Source organism: Ruegeria sp. BC3 (assembly GCF_056539265.1).
Genome location: NZ_JBQFUP010000010.1, coordinates 69157 through 86784, shown reverse-complemented (window position 1 = coordinate 86784; position 17628 = coordinate 69157). Strand labels below are relative to the sequence as shown.

The window sequence follows — 17628 nt, the reverse complement described above, 5'->3', positions numbered from 1 at the left end:
TGATATTTTATACAGCAGTTGCATCTGCCATTGGTGTTTTTTGTGAGCTCTTGATCCTGACCGTCTCACCTGTCCTGCAGGAATTCTGAATAGCTTCAATAACTTGAAGCGTTCTGAAACCTTCCCATCCAGACACAATCGGTTCTGCTTCGTGCCGAGCTACTTCAACAAAGTGCCTAAGCTGATTGACCAGGGGGTCAGACGCACCCTTCTTCAGCGCGGTTGATGAGATTGGCGTCCACCAATCCCTTTGCTCACCCTGGTAACTCCACAATCGAAGATCGGGAACGGACAACGACCCATGAGAGCCACCTATCATGTAGCTACTCTCAGTGGTTGAAGGATAGATTGGATATTCCTGAGACGTCATCTCCCAGCTCCACGGGGCGACGATGCTGTCGGACACACTTATGGTCCCTATCGCTCCGCTTTCGAACGTCAATAGAGCACCGGCAACATCTTCGTTGTCGTAACCCCGCTGCGATGCAGCCGACTGAGCCTGTACGGTCATGACTTCTCCGGCCAGGTACCGCAGCAGATCCACATCGTGGACAAGATTGACCGAGATGGGCCCTGCACCGGGTTTCTTGCGCCAGGGCGCAGCATCAAAATACTCGTCTGGCTTATAGAACCAGCAATTCGCATGGACAGCGCGCACATCTCCAATCTTCCCATCGGCAATGGCTTCCTTAGCCGACCGGATCAGAGGATTGTGTCGACGATGATGTCCGACCATCAGTGGCACATTGGCCTTCTCCGCTGCTTGAACAAGCTCAAGTGCAGCGGTGGCTTCTACCGCGATCGGTTTTTCGACAAGAACGGGACAACCATTTCGAACACACTTGAGGCCTTGTTCGACATGAAGCGTGGTCGGGGTCGCAAGAACAGCTCCGTCCGGCGTCTGATTTGCAAACATTTCCTCGAGGGTCGCGTAACATGCGACCCCGTGCTCAACGGCGTAAGCACGACCTTCATCGCTGGGGTCGACCACCGCGACAAGATCAACATGGCGCAACGCTCGGATAGCGTCTGCGTGGCGGCGTCCAACAAGGCCAATGCCGACAATGGCAATGCGAAAGTTCTTAGACACTTTGCTTCCTTCCGGAGGGTCCGGAAAATCCCGAAACCGATGATTGCGATCAGGCTGCTATGCCCAACTTGGCCACGACCGTATTGGGGTTTTCGCGATTCCGCAATAATGTATGATATTTTTATTTATACCATACATCAGTTTGGATTGCTGATGTCTCTGAAAAATGCTAATTGAACGAGGAAACTGATAATATCGGGTGAAACGCATGGCGAAACAGCCGTCTACGATAGGTGCAAGCACCTATCAGCGCATCAAGCGGGACATCATCTTCGGGGAACTGCAGCCCGGCTCCAAACTAAAGCTGGACGCTTTGAAGGAACGCTACTCGGCAAGCCTTTCGACACTTCGTGAAACGCTGAACAGGCTCGCCAGCGACGGATTTGTCGAAGCTCCCGAGCAACGGGGGTTCCTGGTCACGCCGGTTTCACGAGAAGACCTGACCGAGATATCAGAGCTGCGAGTCCTGTTGGAATGCCACGCGTTGGAGTTGTCTATTGCGAATGGCGACACGGACTGGGAAGGCAACCTCGTTGCTGCACACCACAAACTGCACCTGATGGAACAGCAGCTTCTCAGAGGAGATGAATCCGAAAAAGAGACTTGGAAAAGATATGATTGGGAGTTTCACCAGGCGATGATCGCGGCCTGCAATTCCAAGAACCTTCTGTCTCTGCACTCGATCATCTACGACAAATATCTGCGGTATCAGATGCTCGTGCTGACCTATCGTGGCGAAGAGGCCGTCAAGGAGCACAAGGGCATGTTTGATGCGGCACTGGCCAGAGACGCCGACACGGCCAAGAAACTGTTGGAGGATCACATCCGAAACGGCCTCACCCACACGTTAGAGGCTATGTAAGGCGGCAGGCTGATTGCGTGCTTCGACGTCTTCAGGTCGACTTGGCAGTGAAAATCTCAAAATTCTAAATCTAAATCGAGAAGTTTGTGAACGGCCCTTAGCTGCCCTTTGGCCCGGCCACCTGATGCGGCTGTGCGGCCCTTCAGAGGAGACATTCGCCACGAGCGCTACATCCAATTCAACCCGAACTCGTGGATTGCGGGACTTTTGCCTGTCGTCGTATTGAGAACAGACAAGCATTTGGCGACATCTCTAAATGAAACGATGACCTCTGCTGAACCCATACCTCAATCTCCGGATCGCACCCTTGTCGGCGTTGCGCTGATGCTGGGATTTTGCCTAACCGCTCCTTTGCTGGATGTGTCTGCGAAACTCGCGTCGACCAGTGTGCCGGTTGGGCAGATTACGGCGGCTCGGTTTGTGGTGCAATGCGCCTTGATGGCGCCTTTCATCTGGATAATGGGACTGTCGTTGCGCGTGGCGAAAGGTCAGGTGATGGTGCTGGTTTTCCGATCATTGCTGTTGGTTTTCGCAACATTTTGCTTCATCGCCGCGATCCGGGTGATGCCCCTTGCCGATGCGCTGGCAATCGTGTTCGTGGCCCCGTTCATCGTCTTGTTGGTCGGCAAGTTCTATCTTGGAGAAGCCGTCGGCCCGCGTCGCGTTGGCGCAGCGCTTGTGGGGTTTGTGGGGGTGTTGTTCGTCATCCAGCCAAGTTTCGCAGCTTTCGGCGCGGTTGCTATTATTCCGCTTGGCACGGCAGTTGCCTTCGCTTTCTACATTCTTTTGACCCGGGGGTTGTCGCGTCGGGTGCACCCTGTGACCCTGCAATTCCACACCGGCCTGATCGCCAGCCTGCTTTGCATTCCTGCTCTATTTTTTGCGCAAGATTCCGGCTCTGATTTGTTTGATCCCGTTTGGCCGACAGACATCGCGTTGTTATGGCTTTTAGGCGCTGGCTTTTTCGCGACGGTGAGTCACATGATGATGACGTATGCGCTGTCTTTTGCGCCTTCCGTCACGCTGGCTCCGCTGCAGTATTTTGAGCTGCCGGTCGCAACATTGTTCGGCTATCTTGTCTTCAGCGACTTCCCGAACGCGCTTAGCCTGTTAGGCATCGCCATCATCATCAGCGCTGGGCTGTATATGATACATCGCGAAAGGGTGGCGGCCAGACAGTTGGTCACCGTACGTGCCGTACCTCCAATCTAAGGCTATTAGCCCGACCCAAAGCAGCCATTTGCGCCAGCCGCATCGAAGGTCCGGTTCGAGCACAAAGCGATCAAAAAAACCGTCGTCCATCCACGAGACTTTGCCCTTTGGAGCGCACGTCAGGTCGTTTCTCTTTTGCGCAGCACGTCGCTTGGCATGCCAATCATTTTTTGTTTGGTCTAACAGGCGCATGCTACTCGTAAGAAAGACGGGGGGAAAACTATCATGACCTTTTCAAAATCAGGTTTTCTGGTCGCTCTTGCCGCCAGCGTTTCGCTGACAGCACTAGAGGCCGCTGCGCAGTCGGACATTTCCAGTGCATATGCGCCCGGCGAATTGCCTGCGATGATTTTCGACGCAGAGCGGCCTGAGAAAACGCTTATTACAAACATCAATACCTTCGATGGCGTTAACGATGGCTTGAAAGCAGGAAGTGTGCTTGTCGAAGCAGCCTAATCAGTGAGGTTTCTGAGGGAACCATCGATGCGCCGGATGCTGTTGTTATAGATGGCGGTGGCCGCACTCTCATGCCGGGTATGATAGATGGCCATGCTCATGTCATGATCAATGATGACTTCGGGCCAGTAGAGCGCGACCTCGACATTACTGACATCAGCTACAACGCGGTCATCGTTTCTGAACGTTTTGTTAGAGATGGGTTCTCGACCGTGAGGGACATGGGCGGTCCTGCGTTTGGCTTGGCCAGAGCAATCAATTTAGGTCGCGTAGTCGGCCCGCGCTTGTATCCATCTGGCGCTTTCATCTCGCAGACTTCTGGCCACGGTGATTTCCGCGACCGCGCTGACGCAGGTTTTTCGATTAACGATGCTGGCGACCTGTCGAATTTTGAACGCATGGGTATTGGTAATGTCGTAGACGGAGTACCTGAGGCGCTGAAGGCCACGCGCTTGAACCTGCGTAACGGTGCCACACAGATCAAGATCATGGGCGGCGGCGGGGGCTCATCGCGCTTTGACCCAATCGACACGACGCAATTTACCGAAGATGAAATCTGCGCAATTACCGGCGCGGCGGCAGATCGGGGAACATACGTCGCGGCACATACTTTTACTGACCGCGCCGTAAACCGACTTCTTGATTGCGGCGTCAAAACTTTTGAACACGGGTTATTCATTTCCGAAGAGACCATGCAGCGTATCGCAGCGGAAGGCGGGTACATGGTCCCACAAATGTGGGGTATATCTCCTGACCTTGCACGCAACCCTCTTATGCCAGAAGATAAAATCCCGTTGGTGGAAGAACTCGGCCAACAGTACGCTGATTTTGGTCGCAACCTTCTCAAGAACGGCATCAAAGTCGTCTTTGCCTCTGACTACGTCGGCAAGTTCGCCGATGCAGAACGAGCGCGACGCTATGAAATCGGGTGGCGGACGCAGACATTCGACAGCAATTTTGAAGTGTTGAAGCAGTTGACTTCGACCGCCGGGGAAATGATCGCCATGTCTGGGCCAAGGAACCCATATCAGGCTGGCAAGCTCGGCGTGATCGAAGCTGGAGCCTATGCTGATCTTATTCTGGTGGATGGAAACCCGCTCGAGGACATCACCGTAATTGGCGGTACTGATCAGTGGTTCGACGCACCAGAGGAGTGGGAACCAATCGACACGATTGACTTCGTCATGCTCAATGGGGCGGTGTACGTGAACGAATTGGATTAGCGTGTCCGCCGACTGACCAATTTGGTGGCGGTACACAGCCTGCTTTCACTTCGATTGCATATGGCTGTTTTGTCCATAATGCAGACATTCACTGAATTCTGCTTAACAGCCAGCTGAGCGCGGCACTGCGAAACGTCTCGGGGCTTCAGTCGAATGCTCTATGGATGTTCTTGTCACTCGTCTACAACACGAAACTCACCAGAAGGCGCGTCAGTTGGTGGTTCTTCGAACTCATTGGAAATCAGACCACGACGGATGAGTTCCCGAATGGCGGCCGCTCTGGATGGCAGTCTGTTCTCGAACCGCCAATCATCTATGGCTTTAAGCTCTTCGAGGTCGAGCATCAGTTGCAGTTTTTCCGTGCGTTTTGGCGGTCGATTTGGATCAGACACTGGCATGACCTCAGTAGCTTACGTCAGTTACTCCAAGCATGTATGCCAATGGGCCTGCGTGTCTACATCAATCTTGGCATGTTGTGCCGGATACCCAGGATCATGAAGCGCCCCATGATGCGTCGGATACCTATATTAAGTATATGATTTTATTTGAAATTTTATGAATCGCCCTTAGGTTTTACTCCGCAAGCAACGAAACGGAGTGAAAATGATACAGCAAGTCTTGAAGTCTGAAGTTCAGGAAGAATCCAACGACACAGGCATCGACAAGAACGCCTGGATCGCCAACGCGGTGACGGAGGTACTGGCCGAAACCATGGTCCTGATGGTGAAAACGCAAGGCACACACTGGAATGTCGTGGGCCCACTATTCCTGCCGATCCATGAACTGACAGAGCGTCAGTATCGCGACCTGTTCGAAGCTGCGGATGAACTGGCCGAGCGTGTGCGTGCGTTGGGTCAGGTGGCACCGATCTCGTTCACGGACATGGTTAGCCAAGCCAAGCTGACCGAAGAAGAGACGGTTAAAGATGCAGAGGGGATGATCAAACAATTGGTCGCAGACCACGAAGCGATTGCCCGAAACCTGCGTGAGACTGCCGCGACCGCAGCCCGTTATGGCGATGGGGCTACGGAGGATCTGATGAACGCCAGGATGGCGAAGCATGAGGAGGCGGTCTGGATGCTCAAGGCAATTGTCGCGGCCTGATTGGCGGCTCCCCTCGATTTGAACCAAGGTTTGCGAAGAAAGGAAAAATGATGACACGTGTTGGGTACGAGAAAAAGGCACAGCTGCAACTGGATAATTGGAACGCCCAGATTGATGTTCTCGAAGCCAAGCTGAAGGTGGCGGAAGCGGATGCCAAACTCGAGTTCGAGGAACAGCTCAGCAAGCTTTACAAGGCAAGGTCTGACGCAGAGGTCCGACTGGAAGAGTTGAAGTCGACCAGCAATGAAGCCTGGGAAGATGTTAAAAAGGGCTACGAGGCTGCTTGGGGCGATATGCAGAGTGCTTTGAAAGAAGCGGCCGATCGGTTCGCGTAAATCTGGGTTCGTGAACAAAGCTTGTGTCGTGAATGGGGACCGGAATGCAAACACCTAAAGACTTAGTGAGGTACTTTCGCGGGTTCCTAACCATCCCTGCTGCCATAAGTCTTTCAGGGCTTTTGGTGGCTGGGATTGTCTTCAGGACGGAGCAAGCGCTCGTGAGTTGGGGTTGGACCGCTTCCGATTGGATGAGCGTTTCTAATCGTACTGCGAGCGATGTACTAAGCGCAATCTCGGCAGCATCCATGTCCGCGTTGGTTATGGTCTACTCGATTGTTTTGCTGGTCTACACCTTGGCAGCGGGATCTATTGGGCCCAGGCTCTTGCAGCGCTTTGGCGAAGACAGGGTAAATCAGATTGCAGTGGGCTCACTTGGAGCGACGTTTTTGTACAGCTTGATGATCTTGTGGCTGATACGCGATGACACATCCGTCAATTTGGCCGTTGCGATTGGAATAGCCTATTCGATCATCTCAGTTCTTTTGCTTCTGCTCTTCGTTCATACAGTATCGACGCGCGTAACCATTGATCAGGAGGCGGCGCGGATTTCTGAAGCCTTGGATCGCCAAGTGAACACCGCAATCGAAAACAGTGCAGATATCCCATCTTCAGAGGCAGTCCCTGAGGTGGAAGACATGCGCCAAGTCTTGGCTTCAGGCACTGGATATGTGAACTCGATCAATACCGAAGGTCTGGTGAGTGCGGCCAAGGAGGCAGGAGCAGTCGTCGTTTTTGATGTGCAGCCAGGTGACTTCATGGTTCCAACGGACACTTTAGCCAATGTTTATGGTGATAGTGACGAAAGCCTTTATGATCTGGTGCAAGCGGCAGCTCCGTTGATCCCCGCGCGTGATCCGAACGGCGATATTCGCTTTTCTGTCCATCTGCTCATTGAAATCGCACTTCGGGCGTTGTCACCGGGTGTCAACGACACTTTTACCGCAATAGTCTGCATCGACCGTCTATCGGCATCACTGGCCCGTGCGTGGTCGTCCAAGCTCTGCACGGGAGTGTATCGGGATGATGACGGAAACGTGCGGGTGGTTTACCCGTCCATCACGGCCGAGGCACTGTTTCACGACTCGATGCCGGCACTGAGACGCGCAGCCCGGGGTAATGGCCTCGTAACGGCCGCCCTTATTCGAGCTTTGGTGCGCATGGCGGAGGCAGCTCCAGAAGAAGATTTGCGGGCTGTTGTGGATGAACTATCTGCGGTCAGAGATGAGACCCGAGAAAGCGATATGCTTGAGCGCGATATTGATAAGTTTTGTGGGCAGGTAGAAACCGCAATTGAAGGGTTTTAGTCAACCGTCCTGGACAATTGCAGCCCAGTGCGGCTGGGGGGGGGTGGTTTGTGAGTGGGCCATCCCCCAACTTATTGAAAAGTGCTCTTCTATAGGTCTTAGTTACATTTCATCGAAAGGTAGTCAGTGAGTGGCGAAACCAAACGGCTACTTTGGCCTGACTGCACTTATCGAAACTCTGTGTTCCATTGCTCTGGCGAGGTACTCTTGTGTCTGACGTCAGAGCCAATGGGACAGTTTAGGTTTATTTGATAAGAGAGGGTTTCTGGCTCATCGTAACCGCCAAGGAGTGGAGATGAGAAAGAAAGCCGGAACCAAGCAGAGCCACGGTGAGAAGGTCGTAAAGGACATTCGCCGTGCGACCCGCAAACAGTATTCCGCAGAAGAGAAGATCAGGATCGTGTTGGACGGCCTAAAAGCAAATCTTCTGACGGCCGAAGACGGCACCACAAGCTGGCGAAAAGGCGCTCCAACACCCAAGCCAACTTCAGGGGAAACAGTATCAGCGGATGATCAAAAAGACGTCGCGAGCGGTGATGGTACCGATGAGATCGACACAGAAACCAGTGGAATCCTGAATTTCCTGAGCGACAAGAACGTCAGTTTCAAGTCAATCGGGCTAAACATTGACGACAAGGTCTCTGGCTTCTCATTTGTGTTTGACCTTCGGTCCCTCGCACTCGAACAAGTAGATAATGGACAAAGAACAAAGGTCTCTGGTTCCGGCTCCGTCAACGGTCAGGGGTTCGAAATCGAAGGCGACTACCCACACGCCTCACCGTTTACGACACGCGCCAGTTTTGGAGAAATGACCGTAAGCTACGATGGCGAGCCCTTTTCAGCAGATGAAGGGGGTGGCTATCGGGCTGTCTTGGAAATGGACACAGGTGAGTTCGGTGATTTTCTGGACGTCATAGGGCTGGAACGCGTTTTAGAAGGCAATGGGCAGCTGCAAGCAGAACTCGTGTCTCAGGACGCTCTGAAGATCGAGGCGTTTACAACAACTGTAAGTCTTGAAGATGGGCAAGAACTCAAAGCTGAAGGTTCAATGGATGACCTCTACAGCGCTCAGGGCGTCGATCTGCTTTTCAACGCGCGGCTTCATCCCGAAGGACAGCCTCCACCAGCAGCGAAAAGTATCCAGGAACTTAAATTCACTGGCTTTGAAATGCATATGGTCGGATCGCTGGCTTCCTTCGAATTCGAGAAGTTGCTGTTCCAAACCAATGCATTTGACCAGGGGCTGGACGTAATCGGCCCAGCCTCAATCGAAAGCATTCGCCGCATGCCAGACGGCCGGCTCGCCATGCTGGGCATCGCGCTGCAAGCCGGTCCAATTGAAGAGCCTATCCTTAGAGCCGAAGGTGAAATCCTCGATCTGCTTCAGCTTCAGGACGTAACTTTCGATGGTGAGCTAAACGGGCCCGCCAAAATGATTTTGCCCAACCTCGATGACGACTATGTTGACCAATTCGGCGGCATCAAAGCCGATTTCAACATATCCAATGCAGGCGGGCCGGTTTCACTCAATAGGTTTAACGCGACTGCTTACGACACCGATCTCTGGGCACTCGATCTCGCACTATCTGTCAACGAGCTAAAAGGGCTAGCCGGTTTCGATTTCGACGTTGAACTGGATGTCGACGACGGTGCCCAGTTTCTGACCGCGCTCAACTTGCAACCTGTCGAAATCGGAGCACTAGCTATCGATGCTGAAACCTCTAGGCAGGGCGAAGACTTTGATGCCGCAATCGAGTTCGAAGCCGGATCTTCGCATCTTCTTGCAGCATTGGATACAAAGTTTCCCGAAGGTGCACCCGTCGTCCGTGGTAACATCACAAGCGAAAAACTCGATCTCAACGACCTGAAGAACCTGACTGCCCTACTGGATCAACTGCAAAGCTTGGTAGGCGAGGCCACAAAAGAACCTGAAGTCGAAGTTCAGCCTTTGGTTTTGCCGAAGGAGACAGACGTTCAGCCCCTGGTGTTGCCAAAGGAGAAAGGGAAACCTGCCGATCTTTTGGATGTACAACGTGTTCTGAGAGAAGCTGACGTCGAAGTACAGATCGACTTCAAAGAGATTATAGGCCAGCAAGGGGTAACATCTGTTTCAAGCCAACTGTCTGCAAAAGACGGAACCGTGGATCTCGGCCCTCTCCAGATGGCCTATGGCGGCGGAAACTTCAGCCTGAGGGCGGTCATGGACCTGGTTGACTCGCCCGATTGGCTTTCATTGTCGGGATCAACTTCGGGATGGGAATTCGGTGAGATCCTTGATGAACTAGGTATTGGTATTGATGCCTATGGGCGTTTGAACGGTGAATTCAACGTTTCTGGCAGCACCGCCTCGGGCAAAGCCTTCATCAACTCCATGCGCGGCAACGCGTCTTTGTCGATGTCGCAGGGCTATATCAGTACCAGCCTATTGGAACTGGCGGGGTTGGGTGTTTTCCCTTGGCTGTTTTCAGAGGAGTTTCGACAGGGTTACACCGACATCACTTGCGTGGTCGCCCCGGTTGATATCCAGGCCGGACGGGTCAGTTCGAACTCCATCGTCATCGAAACAGGATCGGTTCAACTGGTGGCCAGGGGGCAAGTGGACTGGCTGAACGATAGCATCGCATTAAGAGCGGAGCCTCGTCGCGTCGGCAAACCCCTATCCCGGAGCGCTTGGCCATTTGATGTAACGGGTCAGCTTTCGTCGCCAAAGTTCAAGCTGGACGTGGGTGGGTCTAGAAGCAAGGCTCCAGAGGGCGCTGATGCTATGCCTGCCGACAGGCAACCGTGCGTGCCGGACATCAATCAATTGCAGTAGTTGGATGCGCCCTAGTTCTTCAGCGGTTCCGGCTGTTCGGTCTGACACGCCAGAACGGCCTCAATGGCTTTTGCAGATCCGCTGAGATCGAGTTCAACCTCAGCCCCGCTTTCGCCAATAATCGTGACGCTTTGGCGTTTTCCAAACTCGGTTACAAATGCCGGGTTGTCGAAAAAGGCGTAGCCACCTGGAACGCCATTCTTGAAGATTCCAACTGCTTCGCCTTCAAACTTCGCATCACCAAAGTCGAACTGTACGACCCCGGTCGCCCCGTCCTCGATTTGAACCCAGGCCGGATTAAAGGCTGCAAAAAAGCCACCAGCCTGATTGGGTGCCGCGCCGATTTCAACGGTCATTTCATTTTCAAAGGGTTTCCAAGCAAGACAGCCGTTGCCCTTTTCGGGATCAATCAGGATTGTCCAGTCCCCGGATTCACCCCACCGTTCCATACCAGCAGCATGAAGTAAGCTTGCACAACACAAAGCCAACGTTGTCAGCACATATCTGTACATTTTTGACCCCGGATTAGTCTTGAAGGTTTACCCATCCTACCGATCAAAGAAGATCAATCAAACGATTCAGGAAAAGTTTCACCAGGACACAAATTGTCAGAGCGCAACCGTGAAGTCTGCTTCCAGCTCAAAGCCGCATAAGAGACATTCACGATATCCGAAGTCGCTGTACTGCAGCTTTCCTGAACCGGACATTGGTGTTGAAAGTACATACTTGCTCAGGCAAGCGCATAGTCACTTTTGGTGCGGATCGCAGCTTTGACGCCTGCCTGCATTCGCATTGACCGGTGCCAAGCAACACTGACCGTGAGGAAATGCGTGTTCTACAAACTTCAGACAGGATTCTTGCTTGGCGTCAGTATCTTAAATTTAGCTTAGTAGCATCTCCAGAAAATCTTTTCCGCGCACAAAAGTCCACCAGCTTGCTATCGTTCCGCAACTGATCGCAATCGACACCCTTAGCGACATCTCCGGGGTTGGGCCGAACCTTGCAAAAAGGGACAAAAGCGGCCAAGTCATCAGCACAATTGCCAGTTGACCAACTTCAACGCCAACGTTGAAAGCCAATAGGCTCTGCCAGATATTCGGAGACGTTACCTGCAGAATTTCGTGCAAAACGAAACTGAAGCCAAGACCGTGAAGGAGGCCCATCAGGACGGTAATGACAAAAACCTTTCTGTTGGAGTCGATATCCGAGCCGACCTCCAACACTGCCAGAAAAGCCGCATAGATTATGGACAAAGCGATACCCGTTTCCACGAATGGGACAAACCATGCGCCCGATGGCACGTAGCCGAAGAAGCCAAGCGACAAGGTAACGCTGTGACCAACTGTAAAGCCGGTGACCCGCCATAAAAGCGCATGCAATCCGTGCGCTCCGATGACCAGACAAACAACAAACAGGACATGGTCGATGCCCTCCAGAATGTGGCGCACACCTTCCCAGACAAAGGTAACGATCCCCGCCATTCTGGATCTGGAGACCTCGATCGGATCCTTCATCAGTCCCCGTGTTCGAAAAACCAATGGATCGCTAACACCGTAATCCAGGATAAGGTTCGCGGTCATATCCTGGTCTGGCAAACCGGGATTAAGCAGGCTGGATAAGGTGTAGGCCGAAGGTGCATGCCCGAAATTGTAGTTTATTACAGTATCAACAACCACGTCGCCGACATAGGCAAGCGGATTGTCCTTCAGGGTTGAGCCTTGAGATACAGCGTGTTTGGCTTCATTCAACGTTGCAAAGCCAGGTTCTTCGCCCACACGATGAAGCGCAACATATTCAACATTACCAGGAACATGCGTTTCCCTGGCCATTAAGACTGTGCCGGTTTCAGCGATTTGGCCGAGCCCAAGCGGGTCTACGGCAATTTCGGCGGGATCGACAAAGTGAACCACGCGGCCATCCTCAAAAGCATTGGTCGTAAATGGTGCAACTGAGGGAAGACCGCCCTCGATTGGTTCGCCGGTCTTGTCCGCGACAAGATATGGCATCGGCACGCGCATAAAGATGCGGAGCCCGTCATTTGTGTGCTCAACATGGAAGATCCGCACATTTAGGTTCAGAAGAAAATGCGCCTGGCTTGCGACTGCAGAGACGATCAGAAAGGCGGTTACACTAACCAACAGGGTATTTCGCAAACGATCAGACATCTGGCGAACGTGCCTCCAACACAGTGATGGCGGACAGGGCCCAGTTTCCTCGTTCGGGCTGGAACTCTACCCGGGCGCGATACTCCACGCGCCGGCGGTGATCATGACCCCAATGGCCGGCCTGCGCGTCGACGCGCCACTGTACAACGCCTTCGAACTTTCCTCTGCGGGTTATATCGCCGTCTACAATGACGACATTCGTGACGTCGACAATTTGCGCACGCCCGCCCCCGGGCACCTGGATCGTCAAACTGGTTTCCAGCTCAGCAGCCACATCAGAGAGCGACGCGCCTATGACGATCGGCGCAAGCGCCAGTTTCCTCTCTTCGGAAGATACTTCGAGAGCGGCTACATATGTATTGGACAGAAGACGGGATAATGCGTTCGTCACAATCTGTGTTTCAGATTGGCCAGAGATCGGGTTTAGGACCGGAATTGCGTGTTTCCCTGAAAAAGCGATGCCAGCAAAAAGAGATATTGCTGATAGAGCCACAACGCCGATCCACATCATTGTCCTGGATGATCGGAACGCGATCACGCCTGCGCCTACAGACAGGGCAACAGACAGTACTATCCACAAAGGTATAACGAAGATACCCGCTGCTTGAATCGGCGTGACTTCTGGATTGTTGTATCGTTTCAGATGGTTGGTCCATGTGACGACAGGTTCGTCCGGTGATGCCCAGGCGAAGAACGGGCCGGCAATGTCTGTCAGTGTTATTGGGACTTTCTGAATCGCATCATCAAACATCTCCCAGTTGATTGATGCTGTAGTCGGCAACTCCGAGATCGGATAGGTCAGTATAACGCCGACAAACGTTGTATCGGCTATGAGCATTGGATTGCCTTCAACGACTTGAAACCCTCGTTCTCCTAACGTCAGAAATGTTCCACGAGCAGAGGCAGGGTGGACGACGTTTCCCGAGATGCTCAGCGAATTACGGATTTTGAACGCCTCTAACGCACCGGTTAGAATCCGCGACTGACGCGCAGGTTCCAGCTTGCTACCGGTCATAAACTCTTGGTTAATCCACGGTGCGAGATCCCGAACCCGGATGAGTACTTCATGCCGAAGCTCTCGCGGCGTCACATACAGGAATGAAGTTGTGCCACTTTGTGACGGACGATTGAGATTGGGGTTCGCAAATACCGTAAACCACGGGTCAGGCCAACTGATCGCCAGATGCATGTCTTTGTTCAGAAAACTGAACCGCGTGATTGGGACGTGGCGGTCAAATACCATAAAACCAATTGATGCTACGGGCGATCCGCCATCAGCATACGGAGGGTGAACGATCAGAGACTCAGGCCGCGCGCCCTCAAAACTATAAAACACCTCAAGATACATAACGTCCGAATTTTCGGGCGGACCGGGGATTGGCCTTCCGGTGAGGGGATCGGTCTTTCCGGCAAAAGGCGAGGCCCGGTCAATTCTCTGTCGGTGTTCCGCACGTATCACGTCAAACGGCAGCGGCTTCCCGTCAGCGCGAGCGACCATAAGGCTTTCCGGAATCTCACCGAGTGACTGATGAAACTTGGCCGGTGCCGCAACGGATGCCGTTATAAGCTTCAACTGAAAGGCGTGTTCGAAAACCTCCAAATCCTCGGGGTAGATTTCCAGCTCCAGACGAATACCCTCGTCTTCAATTCGGAACACAGCGATGTTTTTGGCGACTTCTGCCCCGCTGTACGGGATCACATCACCCTTGACGTAGGTCGCAAGGATGGAAACCACGAGCGCCATCAGTAAGCACCCGATATGTTGCGATAGTCTCGTCATTGGTCAAAAAACGGTACAACGCCCCCCTGTAATCATCACGGATACACAAGTGTCGCGGACAGCCGAGCCCCCCCAACCATCCGGGCCGGACTCTGGAGAAGCCAGGTAGTAACGCCCGCCGGCCTGTAGAGGCACGCGCTGTTCCCCAAACCTGACCACCTTTGAGATCATGAAATTCACAGGCGCGGTACACTCGTCCGTGGTCCAATCATAGGTGGCTTCGGAATTCACCGTGTATGTCCAAGCGTCTTTGGTGGTGTGCGCCAGAAAAGGCTGAAGATAGGTAGAATTGATGTCGCTGCTTTCGAAAGACCCGATATGGTTGCCCAACCCGCCGATGGTCCATGGCCCTTCCTGAACCAGTACGACACCTGTTATTCCTCCGCGCCACTCGCCTGCGCCCAGTTCGCGGTTACTGGATGTGGGCAAATAGAAGATGGGTCCGACGCCCCATGTGAATGATGACTTGTTAGGGCTGAACCAAAGGCTTACCGTTGAATCGCCGAAACCCTGGTTGCTCCCGGACGCGTTGAAAACACCGTTTTGCCATTTGTATGGAATGATTGTCCGGGTGATTAGGTTCAGGTTATCGGTCAGGGGAAAGGGTATTACAGCTTGAATGTTCAAAGTTGTCTGATTGCCATCTTCGCTGCCGTAACCGGTGTCGTAATTGAACTGGAACGGCACTGAGATCAGCGACGCCAGCGGGTTCGACAATTGCTTGGCCAGCTCAGAGTCATCTGCTGCAGCGGGGCTCGATGCCAGAGCGGTAGGAGCAACCGACGCCAATATGCTTGATCGAGCCGGTTTGGATAAAAGCGATTTGGCAAGAGCTGTCATAAATACGTTCTTTCCTTGAAGCACTTTCCCTCACGCAGTCGGACAGAGACGTATCGACCTGCAATACTTGGGTTTACGGGCGCGCCAGGCGGAGACGCGCCCTCCAAGTGCGGGCTACTTGTCATCCGGCATCTTCGGCGGGGTGTAACCCTTCCATTTCCCTGCCAAAACTTTGTCGGACGGTTCCTTTTCCTTGGACCGTGGCGCGTCGATATAGGCCTGCGACACGGAAGGGGGCAGCGCGTATTCGTCCACCGATGCTTCTCGTACCACGATCTTGTCTTTGGTCACGTTGATGACTGTCAGGTCTCGGGCCAGTGTCAACTCACCGTCATAAGTTGAACGGATGCCCTCTAAGATTGCCTGATAGTTTTCCGGCGACAATACGGAGTGGTACCCCATGGCGTGGCGCGGTTTGACCTCTGCCATGACTTTCCCAAAAGCTGCCGGTTCGGTATGAACGCGCGTTGAAACATACGTGGCTTGTCCGAGGCTCCAGCCGAAATAAGGCGCCAGTGCTTTAGGCGGCAGGAATGCCTCATGAGTAGCGAGATCGGCACCTTTAGCATATTTCACGTACCATTTGTTTGGATATGTATCGCCACCGAACACGTACTTCAGCCCGTTCCATTCCAGCGAATAGCTTACCGATCCATCCAAACTGTGAATCGCAGGCCATGACCGGATCGTCACACCGTTTTCTTGGTAGACAATTTCATTTTCCTGCATGTAGTCGAATTCGGTGACTTCAATCTTGGCTCCATCATCCGGCAATGCGCCAGTGCGCCCGTCCAGATCCCAGGCGTAGGCGGCCTTACTGTTTTCAACGAAGGCCTTGATGCCCATTTCCGGAGTCGATCCGGAGGGACCATAAATCCGTAAAGGAGTGTACCGACCCGACAGCCAACTGCCGATGTGTAGCCCCATGAAGTCGCCGACATGATCGACATGCAGGTGGCTGACGAAAACTTTGTCAATTTTCGAAAAGTCTGGCCGAAGGGAAAATAGATTGCCCATCGAGCCCATCCCGATGTCGAACAGGAATACGTCGCCATTGCCAAGTTCAACGAGAAACGAAATGGATACTGCAGCCTTGGTTTGGTTCGGCATTCCAGTCCCCAGTGCGGTGATCCGCATTTCATCGGTTCCCAGAATTTCGGTATTTGGGAAATAGCTTGCCGGATACTCTTCGTCACTGATCTGCGTGGCGGTCCGGCCGGTCGGCAAGTTTTCGGCATAACCTGCGGCGACGCCAAATGACATTGCCAAGGTTGTGCAGACAAATGCCAATTTGTGAAATCTTCTACCAATGCAATAAAACATATTCTCCTCCATCATTTCTATTATCTCAGTTGCAGACGAGGCCGGGCCCGCAGTTGCAAAGATCGTTCGGGTTATCGGGGTTGTCGGCGGCGCAGTGACGAACCTCGCGGCGGTCGTGCCGGCGATGCACGCCTGCCACCGATCCCGGCGACATTGGTCGACCGAAATGGTCGATGAACAACGTGCCCGGGCCTGTGGCTTGTGGTATGTCACCCTTGATGACCTTGACGCCGGGATAAGTCATCGTTCCCTGATCGTTCAGTGGCCGTTGCGACAACTCCACGACCACATCAACAGGCGGTTCACCATCCGCAACGATGGTCAGTAAGGCGTTGGGCGGGTCCACGGCAAAGCTGTCGTCGCCTTCGGACACCATGTCCAGAAAGCCCTGTATGCTTTGCACGCCCGCATACCGCACCGGCCTGTCACAGAAGAATGTGACGATCGGGCTGACATCTGTCATCGTTATCGTTTCAGCGGTCATCGACACTGAACTGGCATTTTGCACAAACAATGCCTTACACTCCTGGTCATCACCGTCTTGTGCCTGAGCAGTGGACATAAGGCCGAGCACCATTGGACATACAAAGAAAAGCGTCTGGCAGGTTCGTCTAATCATTCCAGTCTCCTTGCTTGTTGGAATTCAAGTCACGGTGTCGGGCAAGTTGCCTGTTCGAATGACCGTCGCGCCGCTTCAATGGTGACCATGTGCCTTGGGTTTGACCTTGGCCGAGTTCACGTATTCCATCAGTTCAAGCCTCAGATCCTCGCAGATCTGATTGTATTCGGCCGCTCGGGCTCGCCCGTTTTCTCCCTCGGCTTGAAAACTGTGAAAAGCGGTCACTGCTTCGCCCAAGTCACGGCAAATCGCCTGAAACTTTGGATCGCTCCGCGACAAAGACACGATTGTGAATTCGTCGTTGGGCGATTGTTTCACCAATTCGGAACATCCGGCAGCAAGAAAGTTTTCCACTTGCTCCCCTCCCGTCAAAGGCCATTGGCCGTGAGTCAGAATCTGTTTCCAGGGTTTGTCTGCCAAGGCACTCCCTGGAGACACCATCTTAACATCCGGGGGCTGCGGGCTGGGGTAACGAACATGTTCTGAACGTGTTTTGA

General features: G+C 53.2%; 17 protein-coding genes. 8 read left to right on the top strand and 9 right to left on the bottom strand.

Going from position 1 to position 17628, the window contains the following annotated elements; genetic code table 11:
- Positions 1-7: 7 nt before the first annotated feature.
- Complete coding sequence (locus tag ACR0MV_RS20135; RefSeq protein WP_480703463.1) at positions 8-1090, bottom strand: Gfo/Idh/MocA family protein; 1083 nt, start codon at positions 1088-1090, stop codon at positions 8-10.
- 208 nt (positions 1091-1298) lie between these two features.
- Here ACR0MV_RS20135 and ACR0MV_RS20130 point away from each other — a divergent pair, with 208 nt between their 5' ends.
- From ACR0MV_RS20130 to ACR0MV_RS20115, 4 genes are all read left to right on the top strand, one after another.
- Entirely contained in the window at positions 1299-1952 is a 654-nt protein-coding gene (locus ACR0MV_RS20130; RefSeq protein WP_170460349.1) for a GntR family transcriptional regulator, read from the top strand.
- Between the two features lie 264 nt (positions 1953-2216).
- The gene (locus tag ACR0MV_RS20125) at positions 2217-3164 is read left to right on the top strand and encodes a DMT family transporter (protein ID WP_480703489.1); all 948 of its coding nucleotides are present in this window, start codon (positions 2217-2219) and stop codon (positions 3162-3164) included.
- Between the two features lie 225 nt (positions 3165-3389).
- Positions 3390-3620 carry a hypothetical protein gene (locus tag ACR0MV_RS20120; RefSeq protein WP_480703461.1) on the top strand — a complete coding sequence of 77 codons (231 nt, stop codon included), beginning with the start codon at positions 3390-3392 and terminating at the stop codon, positions 3618-3620.
- 71 nt (positions 3621-3691) lie between these two features.
- Entirely contained in the window at positions 3692-4843 is a 1152-nt protein-coding gene (locus ACR0MV_RS20115; RefSeq protein ID WP_480703459.1) for a metal-dependent hydrolase family protein, read from the top strand.
- Between the two features lie 173 nt (positions 4844-5016).
- Here the strand turns inward: ACR0MV_RS20115 and ACR0MV_RS20110 are convergent, their stop codons facing one another.
- The gene (locus ACR0MV_RS20110; protein WP_170429673.1) at positions 5017-5235 is read right to left on the bottom strand and encodes a hypothetical protein; all 219 of its coding nucleotides are present in this window, start codon (positions 5233-5235) and stop codon (positions 5017-5019) included.
- A gap of 211 nt (positions 5236-5446) precedes the next feature.
- Between ACR0MV_RS20110 and ACR0MV_RS20105 the strand changes: the two genes are divergently transcribed.
- From ACR0MV_RS20105 to ACR0MV_RS20090, 4 genes are all read left to right on the top strand, one after another.
- A complete protein-coding gene (locus ACR0MV_RS20105) occupies positions 5447-5947 on the top strand; it encodes a Dps family protein (RefSeq protein ID WP_170429699.1) in 501 nt (166 codons plus the stop codon).
- 47 nt (positions 5948-5994) lie between these two features.
- Entirely contained in the window at positions 5995-6282 is a 288-nt protein-coding gene (locus ACR0MV_RS20100; RefSeq protein WP_480703458.1) for a sll1863 family stress response protein, read from the top strand.
- Between the two features lie 32 nt (positions 6283-6314).
- Positions 6315-7589, top strand: a complete 1275-nt coding sequence (locus ACR0MV_RS20095) for a DUF2254 domain-containing protein (protein ID WP_480703457.1) — start codon at positions 6315-6317, stop codon at positions 7587-7589.
- A gap of 808 nt (positions 7590-8397) precedes the next feature.
- On the top strand, positions 8398-10404 hold the full coding sequence (locus ACR0MV_RS20090) for an AsmA family protein (protein ID WP_480703487.1): 2007 nt from the start codon (positions 8398-8400) through the stop codon (positions 10402-10404).
- 11 nt (positions 10405-10415) lie between these two features.
- Here the strand turns inward: ACR0MV_RS20090 and ACR0MV_RS20085 are convergent, their stop codons facing one another.
- The 7 genes from ACR0MV_RS20085 to ACR0MV_RS20055 form a co-directional block, all read right to left on the bottom strand.
- Complete coding sequence (locus tag ACR0MV_RS20085; RefSeq protein WP_254445826.1) at positions 10416-10853, bottom strand: hypothetical protein; 438 nt, start codon at positions 10851-10853, stop codon at positions 10416-10418.
- Positions 10854-11285: 432 nt separating this feature from the next.
- Positions 11286-12569, bottom strand: coding sequence for a HupE/UreJ family protein (locus ACR0MV_RS20080; RefSeq protein ID WP_480703456.1), 1284 nt, complete (start codon positions 12567-12569; stop codon positions 11286-11288).
- On the bottom strand, positions 12562-14313 hold the full coding sequence (locus tag ACR0MV_RS20075) for a hypothetical protein (protein WP_170427171.1): 1752 nt from the start codon (positions 14311-14313) through the stop codon (positions 12562-12564). Before ACR0MV_RS20075 ends, ACR0MV_RS20080 begins: the two co-directional genes overlap by 8 nt.
- Before the next feature lie 39 nt (positions 14314-14352).
- Entirely contained in the window at positions 14353-15189 is an 837-nt protein-coding gene (locus tag ACR0MV_RS20070) for a transporter (protein WP_480703454.1), read from the bottom strand.
- A 114-nt stretch (positions 15190-15303) separates the two neighbouring features.
- On the bottom strand, positions 15304-16452 hold the full coding sequence (gene gntH, locus ACR0MV_RS20065; protein ID WP_480703452.1) for a guanitoxin biosynthesis MBL fold metallo-hydrolase GntH: 1149 nt from the start codon (positions 16450-16452) through the stop codon (positions 15304-15306).
- Between the two features lie 85 nt (positions 16453-16537).
- On the bottom strand, positions 16538-17131 hold the full coding sequence (locus ACR0MV_RS20060) for a hypothetical protein (protein ID WP_480703451.1): 594 nt from the start codon (positions 17129-17131) through the stop codon (positions 16538-16540).
- Between the two features lie 75 nt (positions 17132-17206).
- Positions 17207-17485 (bottom strand): hypothetical protein, encoded by a 279-nt coding sequence (locus ACR0MV_RS20055; protein WP_170427175.1) that lies wholly within the window; start codon positions 17483-17485, stop codon positions 17207-17209.
- Positions 17486-17628: the final 143 nt, after the last annotated feature.

Coding starts and splice junctions, on each gene's coding strand:
- ACR0MV_RS20130 (WP_170460349.1), top strand. CDS start 1,299: ATGGCGAAACAGCCGTCTACGATAGGTGCAAGCACCTATCAGCGCATC.
- ACR0MV_RS20125 (WP_480703489.1), top strand. CDS start 2,217: ATGACCTCTGCTGAACCCATACCTCAATCTCCGGATCGCACCCTTGTC.
- ACR0MV_RS20120 (WP_480703461.1), top strand. CDS start 3,390: ATGACCTTTTCAAAATCAGGTTTTCTGGTCGCTCTTGCCGCCAGCGTT.
- ACR0MV_RS20115 (WP_480703459.1), top strand. CDS start 3,692: ATGCCGGGTATGATAGATGGCCATGCTCATGTCATGATCAATGATGAC.
- ACR0MV_RS20105 (WP_170429699.1), top strand. CDS start 5,447: ATGATACAGCAAGTCTTGAAGTCTGAAGTTCAGGAAGAATCCAACGAC.
- ACR0MV_RS20100 (WP_480703458.1), top strand. CDS start 5,995: ATGATGACACGTGTTGGGTACGAGAAAAAGGCACAGCTGCAACTGGAT.
- ACR0MV_RS20095 (WP_480703457.1), top strand. CDS start 6,315: ATGGGGACCGGAATGCAAACACCTAAAGACTTAGTGAGGTACTTTCGC.
- ACR0MV_RS20090 (WP_480703487.1), top strand. CDS start 8,398: ATGACCGTAAGCTACGATGGCGAGCCCTTTTCAGCAGATGAAGGGGGT.
- ACR0MV_RS20085 (WP_254445826.1), bottom strand. CDS start 10,853: ATGGAACGGTGGGGTGAATCCGGGGACTGGACAATCCTGATTGATCCC.
- ACR0MV_RS20080 (WP_480703456.1), bottom strand. CDS start 12,569: ATGTCTGATCGTTTGCGAAATACCCTGTTGGTTAGTGTAACCGCCTTT.
- ACR0MV_RS20075 (WP_170427171.1), bottom strand. CDS start 14,313: ATGGCGCTCGTGGTTTCCATCCTTGCGACCTACGTCAAGGGTGATGTG.
- ACR0MV_RS20070 (WP_480703454.1), bottom strand. CDS start 15,189: ATGACAGCTCTTGCCAAATCGCTTTTATCCAAACCGGCTCGATCAAGC.
- gntH (WP_480703452.1), bottom strand. CDS start 16,452: ATGTCATTTGGCGTCGCCGCAGGTTATGCCGAAAACTTGCCGACCGGC.
- ACR0MV_RS20060 (WP_480703451.1), bottom strand. CDS start 17,131: ATGATTAGACGAACCTGCCAGACGCTTTTCTTTGTATGTCCAATGGTG.